Genomic DNA, 22,382 nt, shown 5'->3' with positions numbered 1-22,382 from the left:
CGGCATTTTCGCAGAGATGAGGCCGGGGATCAGGGGGAACCCTAAAACTGGTCGCGTCCCGCCACCCGCGCGACGATCCGCAGGTCCGGTCCGACCGGGTCGAAGGACCGGAATTCGAGCGCCAGCGCGTCTCCCAGGGAGGTCAGCGCACCGCCGGCGTGTGGCTGGCTCGCGATGCCGAGGCCGTCGCCGATGAACTTCGGAGCGACGTACAGCAGCAATTCGTCGACCAGCCCTTCGCGCATCAGGGAGCCATTGAGCTTGTGGCCGGCTTCGACATGCAGTTCGTTCACTTCGCGCGCGGCAAGGTCGCGCAGCATCGCCGCGAGGTCGACCTTGCCTTGCGGATTGGCCATGCACGAAATCGTGGCGCCACGGGCCTCCAGCGCCGCCGCTTTCGACTCGTCGCGCGTGGCGGCGTAGATCCAGACCTTGCGCTCGATCTCGAAAAGCCGGGCCGTCGGCGGCGTCTGCAGATGGCTGTCGACGATCACCAGGGGCGGCTGCCGCGTCGTCTCGACCAGCCGGACATCGAGCCGGGGATCGTCCTCGATGACGGTGCCGACGCCCGTCAGGATCGCGCCGGCGCGTGCGCGCCAGGCGTGGCCGTCGGTGCGTGCCGCTTCGGAGGTGATCCATTGGCTCTTGCCGTTCTCGAGCGCCGTCTTTCCGTCGAGCGAGGCGGCCGCCTTGAGACGCACCCACGGTGTCCTGCGGATCATCCGGCTGAAGAAGCCGATGTTGAGCTCGCGGGATTCGGCGGCGAGAGGGCCCGCTTCGACGTCGATGCCTGCGGCACGAAGGCGCTCGAAGCCTTGACCTGCCACCAGCGGATTGGGGTCGGCGATCGATGCGACCACTCGGCGGATGCCCGCGGCAATCAAGGCGTCGCAGCACGGCCCGGTTCGACCGTGATGCGAGCAGGGCTCCAGCGTCACGTAGGCGGTAGCGCCTGCGACCGAGCGGCCTTGCGCGGCAGCATCGCGAAGCGCCATGACTTCGGCGTGCGGACCGCCGACGGGTTGCGTGTGACCCTGCCCAAGCACGGTGCCCGACGCATCGACCAGAACACAGCCGACGCGCGGATTGGGGTCGGTGAGAAAACGGCTCTGGATCGCGAGCTGGTGCGCGCAGGCCATCAGGTGCGCGTCTGGGGAAATAGAGGACATGGGCATGGAGGAGGGCGCAACGCCTTGCCGTGACAGTCACGCGGCGCAGGAAAGCGGCGGAAATTGCAGGGCAATTTCTCGAATGATACGAGCGGTAGCGATGGATGGCCGGACGGCGCATCGATTCAGCGCGTCGTCCATAGACTCCGCGCCGGTCCGATGGGACGCCCCGTCGGTCGTTGCTCAGGGAGACACAAAAACATGGCGCCATCCAGACGCCGGGTCGCTGGCTTTTCGCTTTTTGAAGTACTCGTCTCGATCGTCGTTCTCAGCTTGGGGCTGCTGGGTGCGGTGGGCATGCTGACGACCTCGGTGCGAAGCATGGGCGAGTCCGGGGCCTTCACTTCAGCAGTCAATCTTGTTCGCGAGCTGTCGGAAGCGGTCCGTATCAACAAGAACGTTTCGTCAAGGAATGACCGGGCCGTCAATCCTTATCTGCTTGACGACCTGAAGAGCACGGACGCTCTGCCGGGTGGGCTGGCCGGTGCATCGTGCGCAGGGGCCGGTGCCAGTTGCGATGCGAAGGCGCTGGCGGCATGGGATCTTCGCCAATGGGTGGCACGGGTGAGAAGCACGTTGCCCGAGGCTCGTGTCGCCGTGTGCTTCGACGACGGGCTGTTGGACGACGACGGCAAGAGCCCGACGTGGGACTGCTCCGATGGCGGTCACAACCTCGTCGTCAAGCTGGGCTGGAAGCCGCATGTTGGCAGTCCCGAGGAAATGAGTCCCGACGCAGCGCCGCGGGTCGTCATGCAATTGGTCTTGGCGCACGGCGACAGCGGTTCGGGAGGTCCGTGAGATGACGCGTCGACCTTCTCAGCGCGGCGTGACGTTGATCGAGTTGATGGTGGCGATGGCCTTGGGGCTGGTTCTCGTGCTCGCCGCCTCGACCGCGTTTCTCGCCGGCAACAAGCTGTTCAACACCGATTCCGACGTGCAGGCGGTCCAGGATTCGCTGCGCTTCGCACGCTACGTGGTGCAGAGCCTGGTCCGTCAGGCGGGCTATGCGGACTATGCGCCCGATCAGCTCACCAACGGCGTTGGGGTCATCGCAAGCAATGCCAACCTGCTGGCGGACTCGTCGGACCCGATGGACCTGAACATTGCGGGCGCGAGCAACACCACCGTGAGCGGCAGCGACTTTGGTCAGAACAATTCTGACCGGGCGGGCGGGAACGATTCGCTCATGGTGCGCTTTTTCGGGCGCAGCGAGGGCGGCACTCGCAATGCCGACGGATCGATGATCGATTGCATGGGCACCAGGAGGGCGGGGCCTGCCGATATGCCGTCATCCGGTGATCGGGTATTGAACATCTTCCATGTGAAGGTCGCGCGCGACGGCGAACCGAGTCTCTACTGCAAGACCGATGCGAAGTCCGCGGCGCAGCCCCTCGTTCGCGGTGTCGAGAAGTTCAAGGTCGTCTACGGCTATGACGGCAACGGCGATGGCGTACCCGAGACCTGGCTGGACGCCAGCGCGATCGCGGCCAAGGGGGCGGAAACCGGGAGTGCGCATGCCGAGTGGCGCAAGGTCGTGGCGGTCCGCGTGGGCATCGTGGTTCGGAGTCAGCGTCCGAATGGCGATCTGAAGCGGGTTGTGGGCGAGGACTATCGCCTGTTCCCGCTGGGGCTGGAGTTCAAGGACGTCTCCTTCGCGCCGCCCGCTGACGGACGCTTTCGCTCGGTCGCGACGTTCACCGTGATGTTGCGCAACGTCGTCAGGGATCCCGAATGAGCGCCTATTCTCCCGCAACCGGTGCGGGGCACCGGGAGGCCGGCTTTTCGCTGATCGTCGTTCTGCTGCTGTTGGTGGTGATCACGGTCCTCGGCGTGGGCTCGGCACAGCTCTCCATCGTCAACGAACTCGGCGCGCGCAGCGATCGGGATCACGAAGTGGCCTTCCAGGCGGCGGAGGCTGCGCTGACCGACGCCGAACTGGACGTGCTGGGGCCGAACACCGACGCCAAGGCGCGTCTCTGCCTCTTCAACGACAAGGACATCACGCCGTTCGCTCCGGGTTGCGGACGTGAGGGAGCCAGCAACCATGGGCTGTGCGCTGCGGCCGAGACGGGTGCGGTGCCCGCCTGGATGAGGGCGGACCTGTCGCCCGAAAGCGAGACATCGGTGGCGTACGGAACCTTCACCGGGCGGAAATACGCGACCGGGAGCGCCACCACCGCTGCATCCCCGCGCTACGTCATCGAGGCGATGCGCAACCGCGGCGGCTGGGAAGTCAACCGGCTGCGGAGCGCGAGTGCTGGCGCCGTGACCCACATCTTTCGCGTGACCGCCATCGGCTTTGGCGTCAGGAAGGAAACGCGGGTGGTTCTGCAGACCACTCTCTACAAGCCGGCGGCCAGCGCCGGTTGTCCATGACGAGGGAGTTCAAATTGACAAGAACGAACGAACTGAAGGTTGCCTTCGCCGCGGTCGCGCTGCTGCTTGCGGGCGCGTCCACCCCCGCGGAGGCTGTGCCAACGGCGGATGTTCCGCCGGATGCCGTGCTGGCGAATGAACCGCTGTTGTCCACGACCTCGCCGGTCTCGAGTCCCCGCGTCGCCGCCAACGACGCCTCGGTCTTCATCCCTCAACTCGATAGCACCACTTGGTCTGGCTCCTTGCTGGCCTACAGCCTGAAGTACCAGGACGGTGCGGTGAGTCGCGAAACGAAGCCGATCTGGAATGCGGGCGAGTTGCTGACCGGAAATCGGCTTGCGAGCCCCGCAGTTCCGGCACGGCTTCCGAGTACGCGAAAGATCTTCACGATGCTCGATTCCGGCCGTGGCGTTCCATTCACCTGGGACGACGTGAAGAATGACGCGGCCTTGGCAGGCTACCTGAACGCCGAGCCCTACCAGTCGCCGGGCGCCATGGACGATCTTGGCGCCGCCCGCATCGACTACTTGCGTGGCGATCGCACGAAAGAGACCCGCCACATCGGCGGCGTCTTCAGGACGCGCAGTTCGGTCATGGGGGACATCGTGAACTCGACGCCGTTGCTGGCCGGTCCGACGAACACCGGGGAGAACGATGCGCAGGCGGTGTACGTCGGCGCCAATGACGGCATGCTGCACGCGTTCGGCGCCGACAGCGGCACCGAGTTCTTCGCCTACGTGCCGCGGTCCTTGCACGCCAAGCTGGGCGCGTACACCTCGCCGGACTATGTGCACCAATCCTACGTGGACGGCAGCCCGGCCGCGGGCGAGGTGCAGTTGGCGAATGGCTCGACGAGGACCGTGCTGGTTTCCGGCATGGGCGCGGGCGCGCGTGGCGTGTTTGCCCTGAACGTGAGCGAACCGAGGGCGTTCTCCGCAAACGACGTGATGTGGGAATTCAACGGTGACGACGACCCCGATATGGGCCATGTGCTGCAGGCTCCGAGCATCATGAAGTTCCGTACCGCATCGGCCGCGAAAGGCCAGCCGGCCGCCAATCGCTGGTTCGCGGTGGTTGCCTCGGGCTTCAACAATGGCAACGTCAACAAGGCGGCTGCATTGTTTCTGCTCTCTCTGGACAAGGCCGCCACCGAGCCATGGCGGCTTGACGCGAACTACTACAAGATCGTGCTGCCCGATCCGCTCGACAAGACGGTCGTGAATGCGCTGGGGCCCGTGGCTGACTACAGCACTGCCGACAATGCAACGCGCTGGCTGTACGCCGGCGACACGCAAGGCAACCTGTGGAGATTCGACTTCGCAAAGGGGCCGCCATGGGGACAGGACGCCTTGGCTTTCGATCGAACACCGCTGATGGTCGCGCAGGACGGACAAGGCAACCGTCAACCCATCACGACTGCACCGCTGGCCGGTGGGGGTCCCCATGGCGGGGCGATCGTCCTGTTCGGCACCGGGAAGCTTGTCGAGGTCGACGACCTGAGCAGTCGTCGCGTGCAAACGCTCTATGGCGTGTACGACAACGACACGACCATCCCCAATGCCCAAGCGCGGACGCAGCTCGAGCCGCGGCGGGTGACGCCCGATGAGGGCGGGAAGTTCATCATCTCCGGCAATGCGTTCGCCTACGGCAGCTATGACGGCAAGGCATCGCGGCGACGTGGCTGGTTCTTCGATTTGCCTGATGCAACGAGTCAAGGCGAGCGCCTGGTCTCGCAGATGGCGCTCCGCGATGGCTATCTGCTGTTCAACACGTTCGTCCCCGGTCTCCCCGCCAGCGGTGCGGGTGGCGGAGGCCACAGCTGCGCGGTGAATGCGATGACCGGCTTGTCGTCGGGCAGTACCTGCATCCCTTCGACGGTCGGTCTGCTCGGTTCGCCGCTCGTGATCGAAGAGGTGGACGCCGCCTTCACGTCGGTGGACTCGTTCGGGCGCCGCATCTACAGGAAGAGGGTGTCCGTCATCAACTTTGGGTCGGGAGCGGGTTCCGGGTCCGGAACCTCGATCGAGAGCCCCCTTGACGGCGGATCGGTGTCGCTGGTGGGCGGCCGACTCAACTGGCGTCAAGTCGTCAACTTCAAGGAGGCCAACAAATGAAACAGGAGACTCCTTGGTCCACCCGGCAGGGTCTTGATCGCGGTTTTACCCTGATCGAACTCATGATCGCCGTGGCGGTGGTCGCCATCCTTGCGTCCATTGCTTATCCCGCCTACCTCGATTCGGTTCAAAAGGGCTGGCGCGCGGAAGCGCGTTCTGCGCTGATCCACGAGATGCAGCAGCAGGAGCGCTTCTACACCCAGCGCGCGAGGTACAAGACCGACAAGGCCTTTACTGCGACTGCAGGCGCCAATGTGGCAGGCAGCAGGTACGACATCACCGTCGCTGCATGCGAAGGACGCGACGACGCTGCGCAATGCATCCGGTTGACTGCCAATCCGAGGCCCGGCCACTCGGATTCCGTGGCTGGCAGCATCTGGATCGAAAGTTCGGGTCTCAAGGGCTGCAGCGGCTCGGACTCCAGGAGGTGTTGGCAATGAGCGGCACACGTCCATCGCTCAAGCAAGGGCGTGGCTTCACGCTCATCGAAATGATGGTGGTGGTTGCGCTCGTCGCGATCCTGGGTGCGGTTGCCGTGCCCGGATTTCGTGACCTGCTCGTCAACCAGAGACTGGCCGCGACGACCAGTGACTTTGTCGCCTCGTTGAGCCTGGCGCGCGCCGAAGCCATCAGGCATTCGCAGTTGGTGACACTGCTTCCGACGAACCGGGATTGGTCGAACGGCTGGGAGGTGGCCATCACGGACATCGATGGCAATCGGGTCGTGTTGCGCGCATTCGATGCGCTGCGAGCGGGCATCGCGGTGGATCCCCAATACGGCGAGGGCTTCAACAAGTTCGTCAGCTACGACGCGAGCGGCTTCTCCAAGACCAAGAGCGGTGCCTTTGGTGCAGGCTGCCTCACGTTCAAGGCAGACACAGGCCGGCGCAGTTCCGTCGTGCTTTCTGCCTCGGGCCGGCCCAGGGTCTGCGATCCCGGGAAGAAGGGAGATTGCGCCGGTGCATGCGGCACCTGATCGCGCAACCGGACTTCAGATATCCCGCAGCAACTGCCGGAACTCGTCCACATCCTCGAAGCTGCGGTAGACCGACGCAAAGCGCACGTACGCCACCTTGTCGAGCTTCTTGAGTTCCCGCATCACGAGTTCGCCCACCTTGGTGGATTCGATCTCGCGCAAGCCGCTTGAAAGCAGCTTCTGTTCGATGCGCAGCAGCGCGGTGTCGATCTGCTCGATGCTGACCGGCCGCTTGCGCAGCGCCAGCATCATCGACGCGCGAACCTTGGCAGGCGTGAAGTCGGCGCGGCTGCCATCCTTCTTCACCACGACCGGGAAGTTGACGTCAGGCCGTTCATAAGTGGTGAAGCGCTTGTCGCAGGCGCCGCACTGCCGCCGGCGACGGACGAAGTCGCCGTCCTCCGAAACGCGGGTCTCGACGACCTGCGTTTCGAGGTGGCCGCAGAAGGGGCATTTCATGCCGACCCGCTGGTTGAAACCGGCGCAACCGAATCCAGGGCACCCGCGGAGCCGGCTCCGCTGGGCCGCTGGGTGCGCCCCCTTGAGGGGGAGCGCCGAAGGCGCTCGGGGGTGATCAAAGGTAGACCGGGAAACGGCTGGTCAGCGCGTTCACCTTGGCGCGAACCGCCTCGATGTTGGCTGCGTCCCGCGGGTTGTCGAGCACGTCGGCGATCAGGTTGGCGGTGAGGCGGGCTTCTTCTTCCTTGAAGCCACGGGTCGTCATCGCGGGCGTGCCGATGCGCACGCCGCTGGTGACCATCGGCTTTTCCGGATCGTTCGGGATGGCGTTCTTGTTGATCGTCATGTGCGCATCGCCCAGCACCGCTTCGGCTTCCTTGCCGGTGATTCCCTTGGCGCGCAGGTCAACCAGCATGACGTGGCTCTCGGTGCGGCCGCTCACGATGCGCAGGCCGCGCTGGGTGAGGGTCTCGGCAACGACCTGGGCGTTCTTGACCACCTGTTGCTGGTAGACCTTGAACTCCGGCGACAGCGCTTCCTTGAACGCCACGGCCTTGGCGGCGATCACGTGCATCAGCGGACCGCCCTGCAGACCCGGGAAGATCGCGCTGTTGATCGCCTTCTCGTGCTGCGACTTCATCAGGATGATGCCGCCGCGCGGGCCACGCAGGCTCTTGTGGGTGGTGGAGGTGACCACGTCCGCGTGAGGAACCGGGTTGGGGTACACGCCGGCGGCAACGAGGCCGGCGTAGTGCGCGATGTCGACCATGAAGATGGCGCCAACGTCCTTCGCGACCTTCGCGAAGCGCTCGAAATCGATGCGCAGCGAATAGGCCGAGGCGCCCGCGATGATCAGCTTGGGCATGTGCTCGTGCGCCTTGCGCTCCATCGCGTCGTAGTCGATCTCTTCCTTGGCGTCGAGGCCGTAGCTCACGACGTTGAACCACTTGCCGCTCATGTTCAGCGGCATGCCGTGGGTCAGGTGGCCGCCTTCGGCGAGGCTCATGCCCATGATGGTGTCGCCGGGCTTGAGGAAGGCGAGCATCACGGCCTCGTTGGCGGAGGCGCCGCAATGCGGCTGCACATTGGCGGCATCGGCGCCGAAGAGCTGCTTGACGCGGTCGATGGCCAGCTGTTCGGCGACGTCGACGTTTTCGCAGCCGCCGTAGTAGCGCTTGCCGGGGTAGCCCTCGGCGTACTTGTTGGTGAGCTGCGAGCCCTGCGCGGCCATGACGGCCGGCGAGGCGTAGTTTTCGCTCGCGATGAGCTCGATGTGGTGTTCCTGGCGGGCGTTCTCGGCCTGGATGGCAGCCCAGATTTCAGGATCGGTCTGTTCGACCAGGTTGTCGCGGTGGTACATGGCAGTCCTTCAAGACGGTGGGCCTTGTTCTTCAACCAAACAAGGGCTGCCCAGGCGAACGGCTGAACACCTGCTCAAGACCGCAGGCAGCACGCTCCCCAGTGGTAGTCCACGTCAGCGCAACGCACTTGAAGAAGTGCAGCGCCTATCGCCAGTCGCGTGCTCGCCGAGTGTAGCTGACGGCGGTAGTCGCCGGTTCGAAAAAGGTGTTAATCCCCGACCATCGCGACCCGTTCCGAAGCGGCTTCCTGCTGCTTGGCGGGCGCGGGGTTCGCGACCGGCGCCGGATTCTGGCGCGCTGCGGCTGGCGGCGTATTGACCGCCGGCGGGCGTCCGGCAACGACCTGCCGCAGTCGTTCGTGCTCGGCGAGGACCTTGGAGGCGTAGCCGCCGTCGTCCGTCAGGTTGGCCGCACCGACGTAGAAACGCAGCCCACCTTCGAGCGAACCCGCGCGTGCGATGCACTCCTGCAGAACCTTGACGCCGACCCGCATGTTGGTGACTGGGTCGAAGGCGGTCAGGGTGCCGCCGGCGCTCTCGTACTTCTCGCCGTGGACGCGCGTCATGACCTGCATCAGGCCCTGGGCGCCGACCTGGCTCTGGGCGAACGGGTTGAAGCTGGATTCCACCGCCATGATCGCCAGGATCAGCGTCGGGTCGAGCTTGGTGCGCTTGCCGAGGTCGAACGCTTCCGAGACCAGCACCGCCAGCGGTTCCGCGGCGACGCGGTATTTCTTGCTCAGCCAGTAGGCGACGGCGGCCTGCTGTTTCGGCAACTCGTGGGGGCTGGCCGCGGTGGTGCGCTCGATGGCGGTCGGCTCGAGCTCGAACTCGGCGGGCACCGGCTGTGGCTTGCGGGACTGCAGCCAGCCCATCAGTTGCTCTTCGCCGGATTGGCGCAGGTCCGGCCTGGCGGCCAGTGCGAGCGCCGCGAAGACGATCGCCAGCCCGACAAGGGCAAAGCCGTTGTGCGTGATTTCAAAGAAGCCGTCGACCACGTCGGACATGAAAGTCCGTAGCCCTCGGGCTGTGGCATCAAGCGCCTGCTTCATCGCTTTTCCTTTCTATGCGGAACCTTGTTCGCAACGCCACGAGGACGAAGAAGAACGCAGCAACGCCTGGATTGGTACGTATCAGGTCCGCGCGAAGGAGGGAGGGAGCGCGGCCGCCTGATCAAGCCGATTGCAAATCGGCAGCGGATTAGGGGGTGAGTCCGGACGATCTGGCGGTCCGGTGTGGGGGCATTCTAGGAGCGGCTAAATACCCGGTCAAGAATAAGAAATGGGGACGTTATTCTAATTTGTGTTGTAAAAAATGTGAGGATTAGTTCGCGAATCGGCCGTGCCAAGCCGATTGAAAAGCTCATTTGGAAATCTCTCCGGTACAGGCCTAGGCTGTAGGTGCCTCGACTTTGTAGGCGCTTCACCAAGGTCCGGTAACCCAAGGAGCAATCCGGCGGTTCAGCGACTGCGGCCCAACGGTGGCAATCTCTTGCTGCCAGCCTGACCGGAACGGTTCAACTTCCGGTCGCGCGAAAAGATGGCATGGGCGTTGCGTCCGCCATCGAGCCCGGTGGCATGACTTTCCGTCCCGCCACCGGGCTTTCTCGTTTCTGGGATCGCGAGGTTGTTTGGGGCACACTCCCGGGCGATGAAAGCAGGTGAGCTGAAGCAGAACAAATGGGTGCGGCGCGGCGTTGTCGCGTTGCTGGTCCTTCTGGCCGTGTGGGTGCTCGCATGGCTCGCAGTGCCGCCGATCGCCAAGGGACAGATCCAGCGAATCGCGAGCGACAAGCTGGGCCGGCAGGTCACCGTCGGCAAGGTCGACTTCAAGCCCTGGACGCTCGAACTCACCGTGCACGACCTGCGTATCGCCACGGCCGACGGCAAGCAGGCGCAGGTAGCGGTCAATCGCATCTATCTCGATGCGGAACTTCAGTCGATCCTGCGGCTCGCGCCTGTGGTGGACGCGGTGTCGATCGACTCGCCGGCCATCCTGCTCACGCACCTCGCCGACGGCAAGTACGACATCGACGACATCCTGGCCAAGCTCGCAGCCGCGCCTGATGCGCCCAAGAGCGAGCCGCCACGCTTCGCGATCTACAACATCGGCATCTCGAATGGCTCGTTCACCTTCGACGACCAGACGGTCCAGCGTCGGCACGAACTGCGCAATCTGGAGCTGGCGGTGCCGTTCCTGAGCAATCTGGCTTCCAAGCGGGACATCACGACCGAGCCCAAGCTGGCGTTCGTCCTGAACGGCAGCAGATTCGACTCGTCCGCGTCGTCGACGCCCTTTGCCGAGAGCCGCAAGACGGATGCGCAGATCAAGTTCGAAGGGCTCGATCTCGTGCCTTACCTGGGCTACATCCCCGGGGGGCTGCCTGTGTCGCTGCAGGCGGGCAAGCTCGATGCAGACGTCCGGATCGATTTCGCGCAGGCCGCGTCGCCGACGCTCAAGATCACCGGCACCGTCGCGGCGAACGGCGTCAAGGTGGCGGATGGCAGGGGCAAGGACCTGCTCGGATTCGAGTCGCTCAAGGTGGCGCTGGCGGATGTGCGGCCGCTGGAGCGCGTGGTGCATCTGAGCGAAGTGGCGCTGGCCGCTCCGCAATTGGTGGTGGCGCGCGACGAGGCCGGCAAGCTGAACCTCCTCGCCACGGACCCGGCGACCGGTGCGAAGGAAAAGGTCGCGACGGTTCCCGCGTCCGCACCCAACGGCGATGCCACAGCCAAGCCGGCCGAACCGCCGGGCTGGCACCTGCAAGTGGACAAGGTCGCGCTCACCGGTGGCCATGTCGGATGGCGTGACCAGACGACGAAGCCGGCCGCGGCAATCGATGCGAAGGACCTGGCTGTGGAGGTGAATGCGGTGGCCTGGCCGATGGAAAAGCCGGCGACCTTTAACGGATCGACGGCCGTCGCCGGGGCGACCATCAAGTTCGAGGGCCAGGCGACGGACAAGCAGGCGCAGGTGCAGACGGAAGTCGGCGCGCTGCCGCTGTCCCTGGCGGCGCCGTACCTCGCGCAAAGTCTCGAGCCGACGCTCGACGGCAAGCTCAGCGGCCAGATCGAAGTGGCGTGGACCAAGCCGGACCTGAAGTTCAAGGCGCGTAGCGTGGTCGCCGAAGACCTCGCGCTCACGCAGGAGAAGACCGCGCTTGTCAGCGTCGGCCGGTTCGAGCTGAAAGACGCCGAAGTCGACATGACCCAGCACACGCTGGCCATCGGCTCCTTCGCGGCCGTGAACCCCAAGTTGCGCGTGGAGCGCGACAAGGAAAAGCGCTGGATGTTCGAGCGCTGGCTCAAGGTGCCCGCCGGAGGCAATGGCGGCGACGGCGGCGCGACGGAGGCCAAGGTCGCTGCGCCGAAGGACCGCCAGGCGTCCGAGGCGCCGTCGCCCGCGTCGAACACGAAGCCGTGGGAGCTTTCCATCGCCACGGTCGCAGTCGACAACGGCGCGCTCTCCTATGCCGACAACGCCAGCGACACGCCGGTCGCGTTCGAGATCAGTGCGCTGAAGGTCAACGCGCAGAAGATCGCGCCGAACACCGCCACGGTCTCGCCGCTCAAGGTCTCGGGCCGTATCGCCGCAGGGCGCGCCGAGCCGGGGCGCTTCGAATACGACGGCAACCTGGCGCTCAAGCCGATCGCCGCCGAGGGCAAGGTGACCATCGCATCGCTGCCGGCGCACGTCTTCAAGGCGTACTACGCCGACGCGCTCAACATCGACATCCGGCGCGCCTTCGCGAGCTACCGGGGGACCGTCAAATATGCGTCCACGCCTGACGGCATGAGCGTGCGGCTGGCGGGTGACACTGCCGTCGACGACTTTCGCGCCAACAGTGTGATCCTCACCCAGGCGCAAGGGCAGGCCAGCTCGGGCAACAGGCAACTCCTGAGCTGGAAGACGCTGGGGTTGCGCGGGGTGCAGGTGAACATGGTGCCGGGCGCGCCGCTGAACCTCGACGTTCGCGAAACGACGCTCACCGATTTCTTCGCTCGAATCATCATCGACCCGACCGGCAAGCTGAATCTGCTGTATCTGGTCAAGCAGCCGGGGCAACCGGGAACCCCGGATGCATCGGCGCCAGCGCCCGAGGTCACGACCAAGCGCAGCCTGGGTGGAACCACCACGACGACGAACACCCGCCGCGCGGCCCGCTCGCGGGCCCAGGTGGAAGCCCCGCCCGCGGAACTGATGGTGGGCGGCGCTCCGCAGGCACCGGCAGCCGCGGCGGCCGCGCCTGCGCCCGCCGCGCCGCCAAACCCGATGGCACCGGTCATCAATTTCGGCCCGATGGCGCTGGTCAACGGGCGGATCGATTTTTCCGACCTGTTCATCAAGCCGAACTATTCGGCGGACCTCACCGAACTGACAGGCCGGTTGAGCGCGTTCTCTTCGAGGCCTGCGGGCAACAAGCCGGCGCTGGCGGATCTCGAATTGCGCGGCAAGGCCCAGCAGACCGCGTCGCTCGAGATCACCGGGCGGCTCAATCCGCTGGTCAAGCCGCTCGAACTCGACATCACCGCGAAGATGCGCGAGCTCGACCTGCCGCCGCTTTCACCGTATTCGATCCGCTTCGCCGGCCACGGCATCGAGCGGGGCAAGCTGAGCATGGACGTCAACTACAAGATCGCGCCGGATGGCTCGCTGACCGCGTCCAACCGGCTGATCCTGAACCAGCTCCAGTTCGGCGAGCAGGTGGAAGGCGCGCCTGCGAGCCTGCCGGTGCGGCTCGCCGTGGCGCTGCTGGCGGACCGCAATGGTGTGATCGACGTGGACCTCCCGCTGCGTGGATCCATCAACGATCCCGAATTCAGCATCGGGCCGCTGATCCTCAAGGCCATCGTGAATCTGATCGCGAAAGCCGCGACCGCACCGTTCGCGTTGCTGACCGGCGGCGGCGGAGGCGGGGAGTCGAGCGCCATCGTTTTCGCGCCCGGCAGCACCGAACTCTCTGCCGAAGCCAAGCAGAGCCTCGACAAGGTCGCGAAGGCCATCATCGACCGGCCAGGGCTGCAGATGACCGTCGTCGGAACGGCCAGTCTCGAACAGGAGCGCGACGGCTATCAGCGCCAGCGCGTGCGCCAGCTCGCGCAGGCCGAGAAACGGCGTGCAGCCGTCCGGGCAGGCCAGAACGCGGCGGACGTCGACGCGCTCAGCGATTCCGAGTACCCGGATCTCCTGGCCGCGGCCTACAAGCGGTCGGATGTCACCAAGCCGCGCAACATGGTGGGGCTCGCCAAGGATCTGCCGCAGCAGGACATGGAAAACCTGCTGGCGACCAGCATCCCCGTCGACGAGGAGTCGATGCGCCAGCTGGCGGTGGCGCGCGGTGCCGCGGTGCGCGACTACCTGCTCGAGCAGAAAGTGCCGAGCGAGCGCCTTTTCCTTGGGGCAGTGCGCACCAAGGCCGACGGCGACAATTGGAAACCCAGTGCCGAGCTGAAACTCGCGACCCGTTGAACCGGGCGGCGACAAGTCGGTGAAAATGCAGCGGTGCGCCGGCAATTGCCGGCGCCTTCGCTTTTCTTCTACAGATAACGATTCTTCGCGCAGTGACTTCAACTTCTTCCAAGCCTCACGACATCCAGTCCCTCGACACGCTGACCGGCGGCGCGTTCACCGCGCCGACGGCGGGCGAGCGTGCGCAGCGCATCCGTGATTGGCTCGCGGGCAATCCGTCGCCGGAGCAGATGCAGGACGTCTTCAAGGAACTGAGCGGTCGCGACAAGGGCGCAGCCCGGCTGCTGCGCGAGAAGCTCGACGAACTCAAGCGCGCGAAGGGGCAGGAGGCGATCGCCGCCGAATGGACTCAGAAGGCCGAGTCGCTCCTTGCCCAGCCCAAGCTCAACATTGCCGACGCGCTCGCCTGGCAGCGCGATGCCGCGAAGGCCGGCGCTCCCCTGTCGCGCGAGCCGCTGGCCGGCATCAAGACGCAGTTGGCCGATCGGGTCAAGGGCATCGAGGACCTGCAGCACCGCGCCCAGGTGCATCGCGAGGCGGCGGTGCTGCTCGCGCAGCGCTTCGAGGTGCTGTCGACCAAGAGCTGGCGCGACGCGCAGGCGGCCGAGGAGGCCCTGCGCGCAGACGTTGCACACTGGCAGCAGCAGGCGGCCGAGATCACGGCCGATGGCAACTGGAGCAGCCTGGACGCCAAGTTCGCACCGCAGCTCGAATCGTCCAAGGCACAGCTTCTGGTCGTCTCCGATGCATTCCATGGCGCTCTGGCGCAGGCCCAGGCTGCGGCCGCCGATCCCGCCGCACCGCTGCCGCCGGTGCCGGTGTGGGCCGACGAGCTGCGCGTGGCGCGTGGCGGCGTGCCCGAAGCCGCAGCGCCGGCCCCTGTGAAGCCAGCCGGTCCCAAGGTCGATCCCGAGAAACGCGCCGCGGCACACGTGGCAGTCGAGGCGGCGCTCCTCAAGCTGGAGCAGGAAACGGCTCAAGGCCATGGCAAGGCAAGTGCCGGTGCAGCTGCCGCGCTGCGCGCGGTACTCAAGGAACATGGCCGGCTGGTCGATGCGGCGCTTGAAGCCCGCGTGCATGCCGCGCTCGTCGCGGCGGGCGAACTCGAAGGCTGGCAACGCTGGAGCGCCGACAAGGTCCGCGAAGAACTCGTCGCCAAGGCCGAGGCCTTGCTCAAGCGTCCCGAAGGCCAGGCGCTGGGTGGCCGGAAGATGCAGGAAACCCTGCGCGGCCTGCGCGAGCAGTGGAAACAATCCGACCAGGGCGGCGTGCCGAACCATGCGCTCTGGAAGCGCTTCGACGAGGCTTGCAACGAGGCCCACAAGGTGGTCGAAGCCTGGCTTGAAAAGGTGCGCGCTGATGCCGCCGAACACCGGGCGCATCGTCTCGCGTTGATCGAGGAAGTGAAGACCTGGGCGGCAGAGCATGCGAACGGGTCGGAGCTGAAGTCCATCAATCGTGCGCTGCATCAGTTCGCGGATCGCTGGCGCGATGCCGGCCACGTCGGCGAGAAGGTGTTCGCCGAATTGCAGTCGCAGTGGTCCGAGGCCTTCGGTGCCGCACGTGCGCCGTTCGAAGCCCAGCAAAAGGCGAGCGTCGAGCGCCGCCAGGCCATGATCGCGGAGGCGACCGAACTCGGTGCCACTCCCATGCTGCGCATCGATGCGGTCAAGTCGCTTCAGCAGCGCTGGCAGGCCGAGGCGCAGTCGGTTCCGCTCGATCGCCGGCAGGAACAGAAGCTGTGGGATGCGTTCCGCGCGCCGATCGACGAAGCCTTCAACCGCAAGTCCGCCGAGCGCGAAAAGGCGTCGGCGGCCATGAGTGCACATGATCGCAGCGTGCTCGACGCGTCGAAGGCGCTCGAAGCCGCCAGCAGCACTGGCGACGCGCAAAAGATCCGTGCAGCCATCGCGCAACTGGAGGCTGCGATGCGCAACCAGGCGCCAGCTCCCGCCGACGGGCCGTCCGTCGGTGCGACCGAAGTCGTGGCCCCGGGGCAGGCGGCCGCCGAGTTCAGCGAAAGCGCGGGGCAGGCGCCCTCTCCGGAAGATGCGGAGGCACAGCCTGCACCAGCGCAGGTTGACGCGCCTGCGGCAGCGGCCGATCTGGTGGCGCCAGCCGATGGTGCCGATCCTTCGGCGCGCAGCGATGCCGAGGCGACGCCTGTCGTGGCGGTGGCCAAATCGGCGCCGAAGCCTGTGATTGCCGTGCGCGGCGACGACCGCCCTGGCAACAGGAAGTCCGAACCCGCACCCGCTGCGCGTGGCGGTCGCTTCGGTGATCGGCGCGACAACCGTGGTGCACCGGGTGGACGACCGGGTGACCGTGCGCCTCGCGGTGGTGGCGAACGTGGCGCGCCCGCAGGTGGCCGCTTCGGCGATCGGCCGCCACGCGAAGATCGCGGTCCGCGCCTGGGCGACGCCGCGTTTCGCGCGCAGCGTGATGCGCTCGAGCGCGCGGACCTTGCACTGCGCAAGCTGGCGGCGCAAGCCCACGGAGAGGCGCTCACCCAGGTGCTGGGTGCGTGGGAGAAGCGCGATGCGTCTCAGCTTCCGAGTGCGCAGGAGCTGGGGCGCGCCGTGACGCCGGCCGTTCGCAACGCCTGGTCGCAGGCGCTTGTGGCGACGACATCCGCGCCGGCTGGCGATGCCGCGGAAGCACTGCTGCGTCTCGAGATGGCGGCCGAAGTTCCGACTCCGGCCGAGCAACTCGAGGCCCGTCGCGCGTTGCAACTCAAGCTGCTGACCCGTCGCGGCGATCCGGCGCCGGCGCAGACCTGGGGTCAGGATGCGGGCAAGGTGTTGGCCGCGCCGCACGATGCGGCATCGGCACGCCGGCTGCAGAACGCGCTCAAGGCCTTGCTGCGCAAGTGAGCGCCGCGCCGGTCCGGACTATCGTTTGCCGGGCGGCGTGAAGAACTCGTCGAACAGGCCGACGAGTTCTGTGAAGTCGCTGCGCAGTCTCTCGCGGTTCACGAAATAGGCTTCGCAGGCGACGGCGAAGAACTCGCCGGGTGATTGCGCGCCGTAGGCGTCGAGCCACGGCTCCTCGCCGCCGAAGCGTTCGGCCACGACGGTTTTTTCGCGGAAGCTGTCGTAGGCCGGTTTCAGTACCGCGAGCCACGCGGCGCGCGCGTCTCGCGAACTGGACGTACCGCGAAAGCCCCGGGGCAGCGGCGGGCAGCCATCGGCCGCGCCGCCTCGCATGTCGATCTTGTGGGCGAATTCGTGGATGACGACGTTGTAGCCCTCGTCGCGCGTGGCGCCGCTGGCGAGCACGTCCTGCCAGCTCAACATCACGGGTCCGCGGTCCATGGCTTCGCCGGCCACGACCTCCTCATACTCGTGCACGACGCCTGTCGCGTCGACCGTCGTGCGCTGCGCGACTGCTTCGGACGCGTGCACGACCACGCCGATGAAATCGTCATACCAGTCCAGTCCGCCCTTGAGGTGCAGGACCGGCAGGACGGCCTGCGCGGCGATCGCCAGTGCGACCTCGTCGGAGATGACGAAGCCGTGCGCGCCGTGGAAGCGCTTGTCGCGCAGGAATTCGGCCGCGAGTTCGCGCAGACGGTCGATATCGGCCTGCGGCCGCTCGGCCAGAAAGCGGTAGCGGGCCAGCGTGGCCTGCCAGGCCTCGTCCGGAATGCGGGGCGCCGGGCGTATCCGGCGCAGCCAGGAGAACATCAGCGCAGATCGACGCGCTGGGCGCCGGCGGCGGAGATGCAGAGCAATTGTGCGCGGGGTGGATGCGCCGCCGCATCCCAATCGCTCAGCACGATGCGTTCGAGGCCATCGCCCAGGTCGTGCTTCCTGGGTTTGTGGGTATGGCCGTGGACCAGCGTGGTGGCGCGGGCGCGGTGCAGCCAGTCGCGCGCGGCATCGGCATCGACGTCGGCCCAGACCATGCCGGGGCTTTGCTTGCGATCCTCGCTCTGGGCGCGGACCGATCGAGCGAGGGCGCGGCGCTCCTCCATCGGGCGGGCGAGTACCGTGGCTTTCCACTCCGGCGTGCGCACCTGGGCCCGAAAGCGCAGGTACTCGACGTCATCGAGACACAGGAGATCCCCGTGACTCAGCAGCCAGCGTTTGTCGTGCAAGACGAGCACTGTCGGATCGTCGATGAGTGTCATGCCGCATTGGGCTGCGAAGGCGGGGCCGAGCAGGAAATCCCGGTTGCCGTGCATGAAGAAGACGGGGCGCCGAGCCGTTGCCGTGCGCAGCACCCCGGCGCATTGCGCCTCGAAGCCCGGGACGGTGGCGGCGTCGTCGCCAATCCAGACTTCGAACAGGTCGCCGAGGATGAATATCGCGTCGGCGGGTGAGGTTTCCAGATAACCGCGCCAGGCGTCGAACGTGGCCTGGTCCGCGGTCTGCAGGTGGAGGTCGGAGATGAGATCGACCGTGCGCCAGTTCGCCGGCGCGACGATCTCGGCAAACGCCTCCATATGCAGGTCAGCTCTTGACGACGGCCTTCTCGATCACGACGTCGTCGAGCGGGACGTCGTCGTGGAAGCCCTTGCGGCCGGTCTTGACGACCTTGATCTTGTCGACCACTTCCTTGCCCTCGATGACCTTGCCGAACACCGCGTAGCCCCAGCCTTGGGCCGAAGGTGCGGTGTGGTTCAGGAAGCCGTTGTCGGCCACATTGATGAAGAACTGCGCGGTCGCCGAATGGGGTGCGCTGGTGCGTGCCATGGCGATCGTGTAGTTGTCGTTCTTCAGGCCGTTATTGGCCTCATTCTGGATTTCGGCGCCGGTCGGCTTCTGCGACATGCCGGGCTCGAAGCCTCCGCCTTGCACCATGAATCCGGGGATCACGCGATGAAAGACGGTGTTGTTGTAGTGGCCGTTGTTCACGTAGTTCAGGAAGTTCTCGACCGTCTTCGGGGCCTTGTCCTGATCGAGTTCGAGCGTGATGACGCCCTTGTCCTTGATGTGAAGTTCGACTTGGGGGTTGCTCATGAGGGCTCCTTTGAATTACTTGGCCACCACGGTGGCGGATTGAATGGTGATGGTTTCGACCGGCACGTCCTGCATGCCGCCCTTGTTGCCCGTGCGCGCGGCGCGGATTTTGTCGACCACCTCGGTGCCCGAGACCACCTTGCCGAAGACGGTGTAGCCGTAGCCGTCGGGCGAGGGCGCATTGAGGCTGGCGTTGTCCTTCACGTTGATGAAGAACTGCGAAGTGGCGGAGTTCGGATCGGAGGTGCGTGCCATCGCGATCGTGTACTTGTCGTTCTTGAGACCGTTCTTGGCCTCGAGGGGGATGGGCGCGCGCGTGGGCTTTTGCCGGAGCTCGGAGGTGAAGCCACCGCCTTGGATCATGAAGCCGTCGATGACGCGATGGAAGATCGTGCCGTCGTAGTGCTTGTCGTTGACGTACTGCAGGAAGTTCTCGACTGTCTTGGGCGCCTTGTCCGGATAGAGCTCGACCACGATGTCGCCGGCCGAGGTGCCGAGCTTGACGCGAGGTGCGGCGGTCTGGGCCCAGCCGATGGTGCTGGTGCCGGCCATCGCCAGCGTCGTGGCGGCGATCAGTGCCGCGCGGCGCGAGAGGATTCGAAGAGTCACGGGAGATTCGCTTTCCGAAAATGCGCCGAGGCGCGGGGGAACGTGGCCGAGTTACCTGCGCACGGGTTTGCGTGCATCCGGCGTCGTCGACGGCAGATCGCCCGCGGCGGGCGTGCCGAACATCTGGCGGATCAGCGCGAGCTTGGGTGGCACCGTGGCGTTGCTGGCCTCGAGCTGCTTGGCCCGGCTGTAGGACTCTGCAGCGAGCCGCACGTACACGTCGCCGAGGTTCTCGTGCGCCGTCGCGTAGTCGGGGTTGAGCTTGACGGCCATCTCGAGCGCAGCGCGGGCCTTGTCGAACTGGCTCTGCGCGGCATAGAGGGCGGCGAGATTGTTGTAGGGCTCGGGCAGCTCGGGGTAATCCTGGGTGAGCTGCGTGAATGCGGTGATCGCATCGGCCCGCTTGCCTTGCTCGGTGAGGATCACGGCGCGCAGAAAGCGCATCTGCGGATCGCGGGGCTTGCCGCTGATGTAGGTGTCCGCCTTCGCCAGCGCTTCGTCCGCCTTGCCCTGGCGCAGCAACGCGTTGACGTCGCCGTAGTCGTCCGCGTGCGCGGCGCCCATCGCCAAAGCCAGCACGAGGGCAGGGAAAACGCGGAGAAGGGAAGCGGGGGAGAAAGCGGCAAGCTGCATGGAGCCTCGAGATTTGGAAGGGACACAAGCCGCGTAAACACGCGGAAATATCCGTCGGTGGCCGTTTATACTGCGAGGCATTGTAGCCGAGGGGTCATGCCGAACCGCTCGTCTGCGCAGCACTTCCACCCCTGAAAATCAGCTGTCCTTCGCCCGTTTTTGCACGAGCGCGAACTGACGCTCCTAACCTTCATGAGTCTTCGCATCTACAACACGCTGTCGCGTGAACTGGAGGAGTTTTCTCCGCTGCAACCCGGCCGGGTTCGCATGTACGTGTGCGGAATGACCGTCTATGACTACTGCCACCTGGGCCATGCGCGTTCGATGATCGCGTTCGACGTGGTGCAGCGTTGGCTCAAGGCCTCCGGGCTTGCTGTCGACTACGTGCGCAACATCACCGACATCGACGACAAGATCATCCGCCGCGCCGTCGAGAACGGCGAGAGCATCCGCGCGTTGACCGATCGCATGATCGACGCGCTGCACGAGGATGCCGATGCGCTCGGCATCGAGCGGCCCACACACGAGCCGCGGGCCACGGAATACGTGCCCCAGATGCTCTCGATGATCGGCACGCTGGAGCAGAAGGGCCTGGCCTACCGCTCGCCCAACGGCGACGTGAACTACGCCGTACGCAAGTTCCCCGGGTACGGCAAGCTCAGCGGCAAGTCGCTCGACGAACTGCACGCCGGTGAACGTGTCGCGGTGCTCGACGGCAAGGACGATCCGCTGGACCCGGTGCTCTGGAAGAGTTCCAAGCCGACGGAGCCCGAGGAGGTCAAGTGGGCCAGTCCATTCGGTCCGGGGCGACCTGGCTGGCATATCGAGTGCTCGGCCATGGCCTGCGAACTGCTCGGTGAAACGCTCGACATCCACGGCGGTGGCGCGGATCTGCAGTTCCCTCATCACGAGAACGAGATCGCGCAGAGCGAAGGCGCCAACGGCAAGCCGCTGGCGCGCTTCTGGATGCACAACGGCTTCATCAATATCGACGACGAGAAGATGTCCAAGAGCCTGGGCAACTTCTTCCTGATCCGCGACGTGCTCAAGGCGTTCGACGCCGAGACGATCCGGTTCTTTGTGGTGCGGGCGCACTATCGCAGCCCGCTCAACTACAGCGACGTGCATCTCGGCGATGCGCGCGCATCGCTCAAGCGGCTCTACAACGCGCTGCATCTGGTGCCGCCAGCGGAAGCGGTTCGCATCGACTGGACCGATCCCTACGCCGCGCGCTTCAAGGCCGCGATGGACGAGGATTTCGGCACGCCCGAAGCCGTTGCGGTGCTGTTCGATCTGGCCGGTGAAGTCAACCGCTCGCGGTCGCCAGCGCTCGCCGGGCTGCTGAAGGCGCTCGGCGCTTGCCTGGGCATCCTGCAGTCGGACCCGCAGGCCTTCCTGCAGGCTGGCGCGACGCTCGACGAGCCTGCCATTCAGGCCTTGATCCAGCAGCGGGCTGATGCCAAGGCCGCGAAGAACTTTGCGGAGGCGGACCGCATTCGCAACGATCTTCTTGCACAAGGCATCGTGCTGAAGGATTCACCGACCGGTACCACCTGGTCTTCGGCTCAGTGAACGCGACCAAGACGATGCCCCCTGCAAAGAAGGCGGCCGTGGAGGTCTTCACGCCCGACTATTGGGAAGAGGCCTGCAAGCACCTGGCCAAGAAGGACCGCGTCATGAAGCGGCTCATTCCCCGTTTCGGCGACGCCTGTCTCGAGTCGCGCGGCGATGCGTTCACCACGCTGGCGCGCAGCATCGTGGGACAGCAGATCTCGGTGAAGGCCGCCCAGTCCGTCTGGGACCGTTTCGCGAAACTGCCCCGCAAGATGGCGCCCGCGAGCGTGCTCAAGCTCAAGGTCGACGACATGCGCGCGGCGGGGCTTTCCGTGCGCAAGATCGAATACCTGGTCGATCTCGCGCTGCATTTCGACTCGGGCGCGGTCCACGTCGACAAGTGGAAGGACATGTCCGACGAAATGATCATCGAGGAGCTCGTCGCGATCCGGGGCATCGGTCGCTGGACGGCCGAAATGTTCCTGATCTTCCACCTCATGCGCCCCAACGTGCTGCCGCTGGATGACCTCGGGCTCATCAATGGCATCAGCCAGAACTATTTTTCGGGCGACCCCGTCAGCCGCAGCGATGCGCGCGAGGTGGCTGTCGCCTGGGCCCCATACTGCAGCGTGGCGACTTGGTATATTTGGCGATCGCTCGACCCGCTACCGGTCGCATACTGAATAACAGGAGAAGACG

At 65.8% G+C, this 22,382-nt stretch carries 19 protein-coding genes and 1 riboswitch; of the genes, 10 read left to right on the top strand and 9 right to left on the bottom strand.

Going from position 1 to position 22,382, the window contains the following annotated elements:
• Positions 1 to 41: 41 nt before the first annotated feature.
• A complete protein-coding gene (gene ribD, locus BLW05_RS03140) occupies positions 42 to 1,169 on the bottom strand; it encodes a bifunctional diaminohydroxyphosphoribosylaminopyrimidine deaminase/5-amino-6-(5-phosphoribosylamino)uracil reductase RibD (RefSeq protein ID WP_093159519.1) in 1,128 nt (375 codons plus the stop codon).
• A gap of 201 nt (positions 1,170 to 1,370) precedes the next feature.
• On the opposite strand from ribD, the gene pilV reads away from it, so the two are divergent.
• The 6 genes from pilV (at position 1,371) to BLW05_RS03110 (ending at position 6,635) form a co-directional block, all read left to right on the top strand.
• The gene (pilV, locus tag BLW05_RS03135) at positions 1,371 to 1,967 is read left to right on the top strand and encodes a type IV pilus modification protein PilV (protein WP_177142538.1); all 597 of its coding nucleotides are present in this window, start codon (positions 1,371 to 1,373) and stop codon (positions 1,965 to 1,967) included.
• Between the two features lies 1 nt (position 1,968).
• On the top strand, positions 1,969 to 2,904 hold the full coding sequence (locus BLW05_RS03130; RefSeq protein WP_093159514.1) for a PilW family protein: 936 nt from the start codon (positions 1,969 to 1,971) through the stop codon (positions 2,902 to 2,904).
• The gene (locus BLW05_RS03125; protein WP_093159511.1) at positions 2,901 to 3,545 is read left to right on the top strand and encodes a pilus assembly PilX family protein; all 645 of its coding nucleotides are present in this window, start codon (positions 2,901 to 2,903) and stop codon (positions 3,543 to 3,545) included. Before BLW05_RS03130 ends, BLW05_RS03125 begins: the two co-directional genes overlap by 4 nt.
• 389 nt (positions 3,546 to 3,934) lie before the next feature.
• On the top strand, positions 3,935 to 5,659 hold the full coding sequence (locus BLW05_RS03120) for a pilus assembly protein (protein WP_177142537.1): 1,725 nt from the start codon (positions 3,935 to 3,937) through the stop codon (positions 5,657 to 5,659).
• The gene (locus tag BLW05_RS03115; RefSeq protein WP_093159506.1) at positions 5,656 to 6,099 is read left to right on the top strand and encodes a type IV pilin protein; all 444 of its coding nucleotides are present in this window, start codon (positions 5,656 to 5,658) and stop codon (positions 6,097 to 6,099) included. Before BLW05_RS03120 ends, BLW05_RS03115 begins: the two co-directional genes overlap by 4 nt.
• Positions 6,096 to 6,635 carry a GspH/FimT family pseudopilin gene (locus BLW05_RS03110; protein WP_093159504.1) on the top strand — a complete coding sequence of 180 codons (540 nt, stop codon included), beginning with the start codon at positions 6,096 to 6,098 and terminating at the stop codon, positions 6,633 to 6,635. Before BLW05_RS03115 ends, BLW05_RS03110 begins: the two co-directional genes overlap by 4 nt.
• 15 nt (positions 6,636 to 6,650) lie before the next feature.
• Here the strand turns inward: BLW05_RS03110 and nrdR are convergent, their stop codons facing one another.
• The 3 genes from nrdR to BLW05_RS03095 all read right to left on the bottom strand — a co-directional run bounded on the left by nrdR (position 6,651) and on the right by BLW05_RS03095 (position 9,506).
• Positions 6,651 to 7,094, bottom strand: coding sequence for a transcriptional regulator NrdR (gene nrdR / locus BLW05_RS03105; RefSeq protein WP_093159501.1), 444 nt, complete (start codon positions 7,092 to 7,094; stop codon positions 6,651 to 6,653).
• A 115-nt stretch (positions 7,095 to 7,209) separates the two neighbouring features.
• The gene (gene glyA / locus BLW05_RS03100; protein ID WP_093159498.1) at positions 7,210 to 8,454 is read right to left on the bottom strand and encodes a serine hydroxymethyltransferase; all 1,245 of its coding nucleotides are present in this window, start codon (positions 8,452 to 8,454) and stop codon (positions 7,210 to 7,212) included.
• Positions 8,455 to 8,495: 41 nt separating this feature from the next.
• Positions 8,496 to 8,623: riboswitch (ZMP/ZTP riboswitch) on the bottom strand.
• Positions 8,624 to 8,663: 40 nt separating this feature from the next.
• Entirely contained in the window at positions 8,664 to 9,506 is an 843-nt protein-coding gene (locus BLW05_RS03095) for a lytic transglycosylase domain-containing protein (protein WP_093159496.1), read from the bottom strand.
• A 598-nt stretch (positions 9,507 to 10,104) separates the two neighbouring features.
• On the opposite strand from BLW05_RS03095, the gene BLW05_RS03090 reads away from it, so the two are divergent.
• Together BLW05_RS03090 and BLW05_RS03085 are read left to right on the top strand one after the other, a co-directional pair.
• Complete coding sequence (locus BLW05_RS03090) at positions 10,105 to 13,923, top strand: DUF748 domain-containing protein (RefSeq protein ID WP_093159493.1); 3,819 nt, start codon at positions 10,105 to 10,107, stop codon at positions 13,921 to 13,923.
• 92 nt (positions 13,924 to 14,015) lie between these two features.
• Positions 14,016 to 16,796 carry a DUF349 domain-containing protein gene (locus BLW05_RS03085; protein ID WP_093159491.1) on the top strand — a complete coding sequence of 927 codons (2,781 nt, stop codon included), beginning with the start codon at positions 14,016 to 14,018 and terminating at the stop codon, positions 16,794 to 16,796.
• An 18-nt stretch (positions 16,797 to 16,814) separates the two neighbouring features.
• Here BLW05_RS03085 and BLW05_RS03080 read toward each other — a convergent pair whose 3' ends face one another.
• The 5 genes from BLW05_RS03080 to BLW05_RS03060 form a co-directional block, all read right to left on the bottom strand.
• Positions 16,815 to 17,609, bottom strand: a complete 795-nt coding sequence (locus tag BLW05_RS03080) for a M90 family metallopeptidase (protein WP_093159488.1) — start codon at positions 17,607 to 17,609, stop codon at positions 16,815 to 16,817.
• Positions 17,609 to 18,370, bottom strand: a complete 762-nt coding sequence (locus tag BLW05_RS03075; RefSeq protein ID WP_093159486.1) for a UDP-2,3-diacylglucosamine diphosphatase — start codon at positions 18,368 to 18,370, stop codon at positions 17,609 to 17,611. The genes BLW05_RS03080 and BLW05_RS03075 overlap by 1 nt, the downstream gene beginning before the upstream one ends.
• A 7-nt stretch (positions 18,371 to 18,377) precedes the next feature.
• A complete protein-coding gene (locus BLW05_RS03070; RefSeq protein WP_093159483.1) occupies positions 18,378 to 18,887 on the bottom strand; it encodes a peptidylprolyl isomerase in 510 nt (169 codons plus the stop codon).
• A 15-nt stretch (positions 18,888 to 18,902) separates the two neighbouring features.
• Positions 18,903 to 19,439, bottom strand: coding sequence for a peptidylprolyl isomerase (locus BLW05_RS03065; protein WP_093160434.1), 537 nt, complete (start codon positions 19,437 to 19,439; stop codon positions 18,903 to 18,905).
• 108 nt (positions 19,440 to 19,547) lie between these two features.
• Positions 19,548 to 20,060, bottom strand: coding sequence for a tetratricopeptide repeat protein (locus BLW05_RS03060; RefSeq protein WP_371126909.1), 513 nt, complete (start codon positions 20,058 to 20,060; stop codon positions 19,548 to 19,550).
• A 261-nt stretch (positions 20,061 to 20,321) separates the two neighbouring features.
• Between BLW05_RS03060 and cysS the strand changes: the two genes are divergently transcribed.
• Positions 20,322 to 21,701 (top strand): cysteine--tRNA ligase, encoded by a 1,380-nt coding sequence (gene cysS, locus BLW05_RS03055; RefSeq protein WP_093159478.1) that lies wholly within the window; start codon positions 20,322 to 20,324, stop codon positions 21,699 to 21,701.
• 14 nt (positions 21,702 to 21,715) lie between these two features.
• On the top strand, positions 21,716 to 22,366 hold the full coding sequence (locus tag BLW05_RS03050) for a DNA-3-methyladenine glycosylase family protein (protein WP_093160432.1): 651 nt from the start codon (positions 21,716 to 21,718) through the stop codon (positions 22,364 to 22,366).
• The last annotated feature ends 16 nt before the right edge of the window (positions 22,367 to 22,382 follow it).

The sequence above is a fragment of the Variovorax sp. YR216 genome, from assembly GCF_900107745.1.
GTDB lineage: Bacteria > Pseudomonadota > Gammaproteobacteria > Burkholderiales > Burkholderiaceae_C > Variovorax.
The sequence above is the reverse complement of the archived record's forward strand: the minus strand, read 5'-3'. Positions and strand labels throughout refer to the sequence as shown.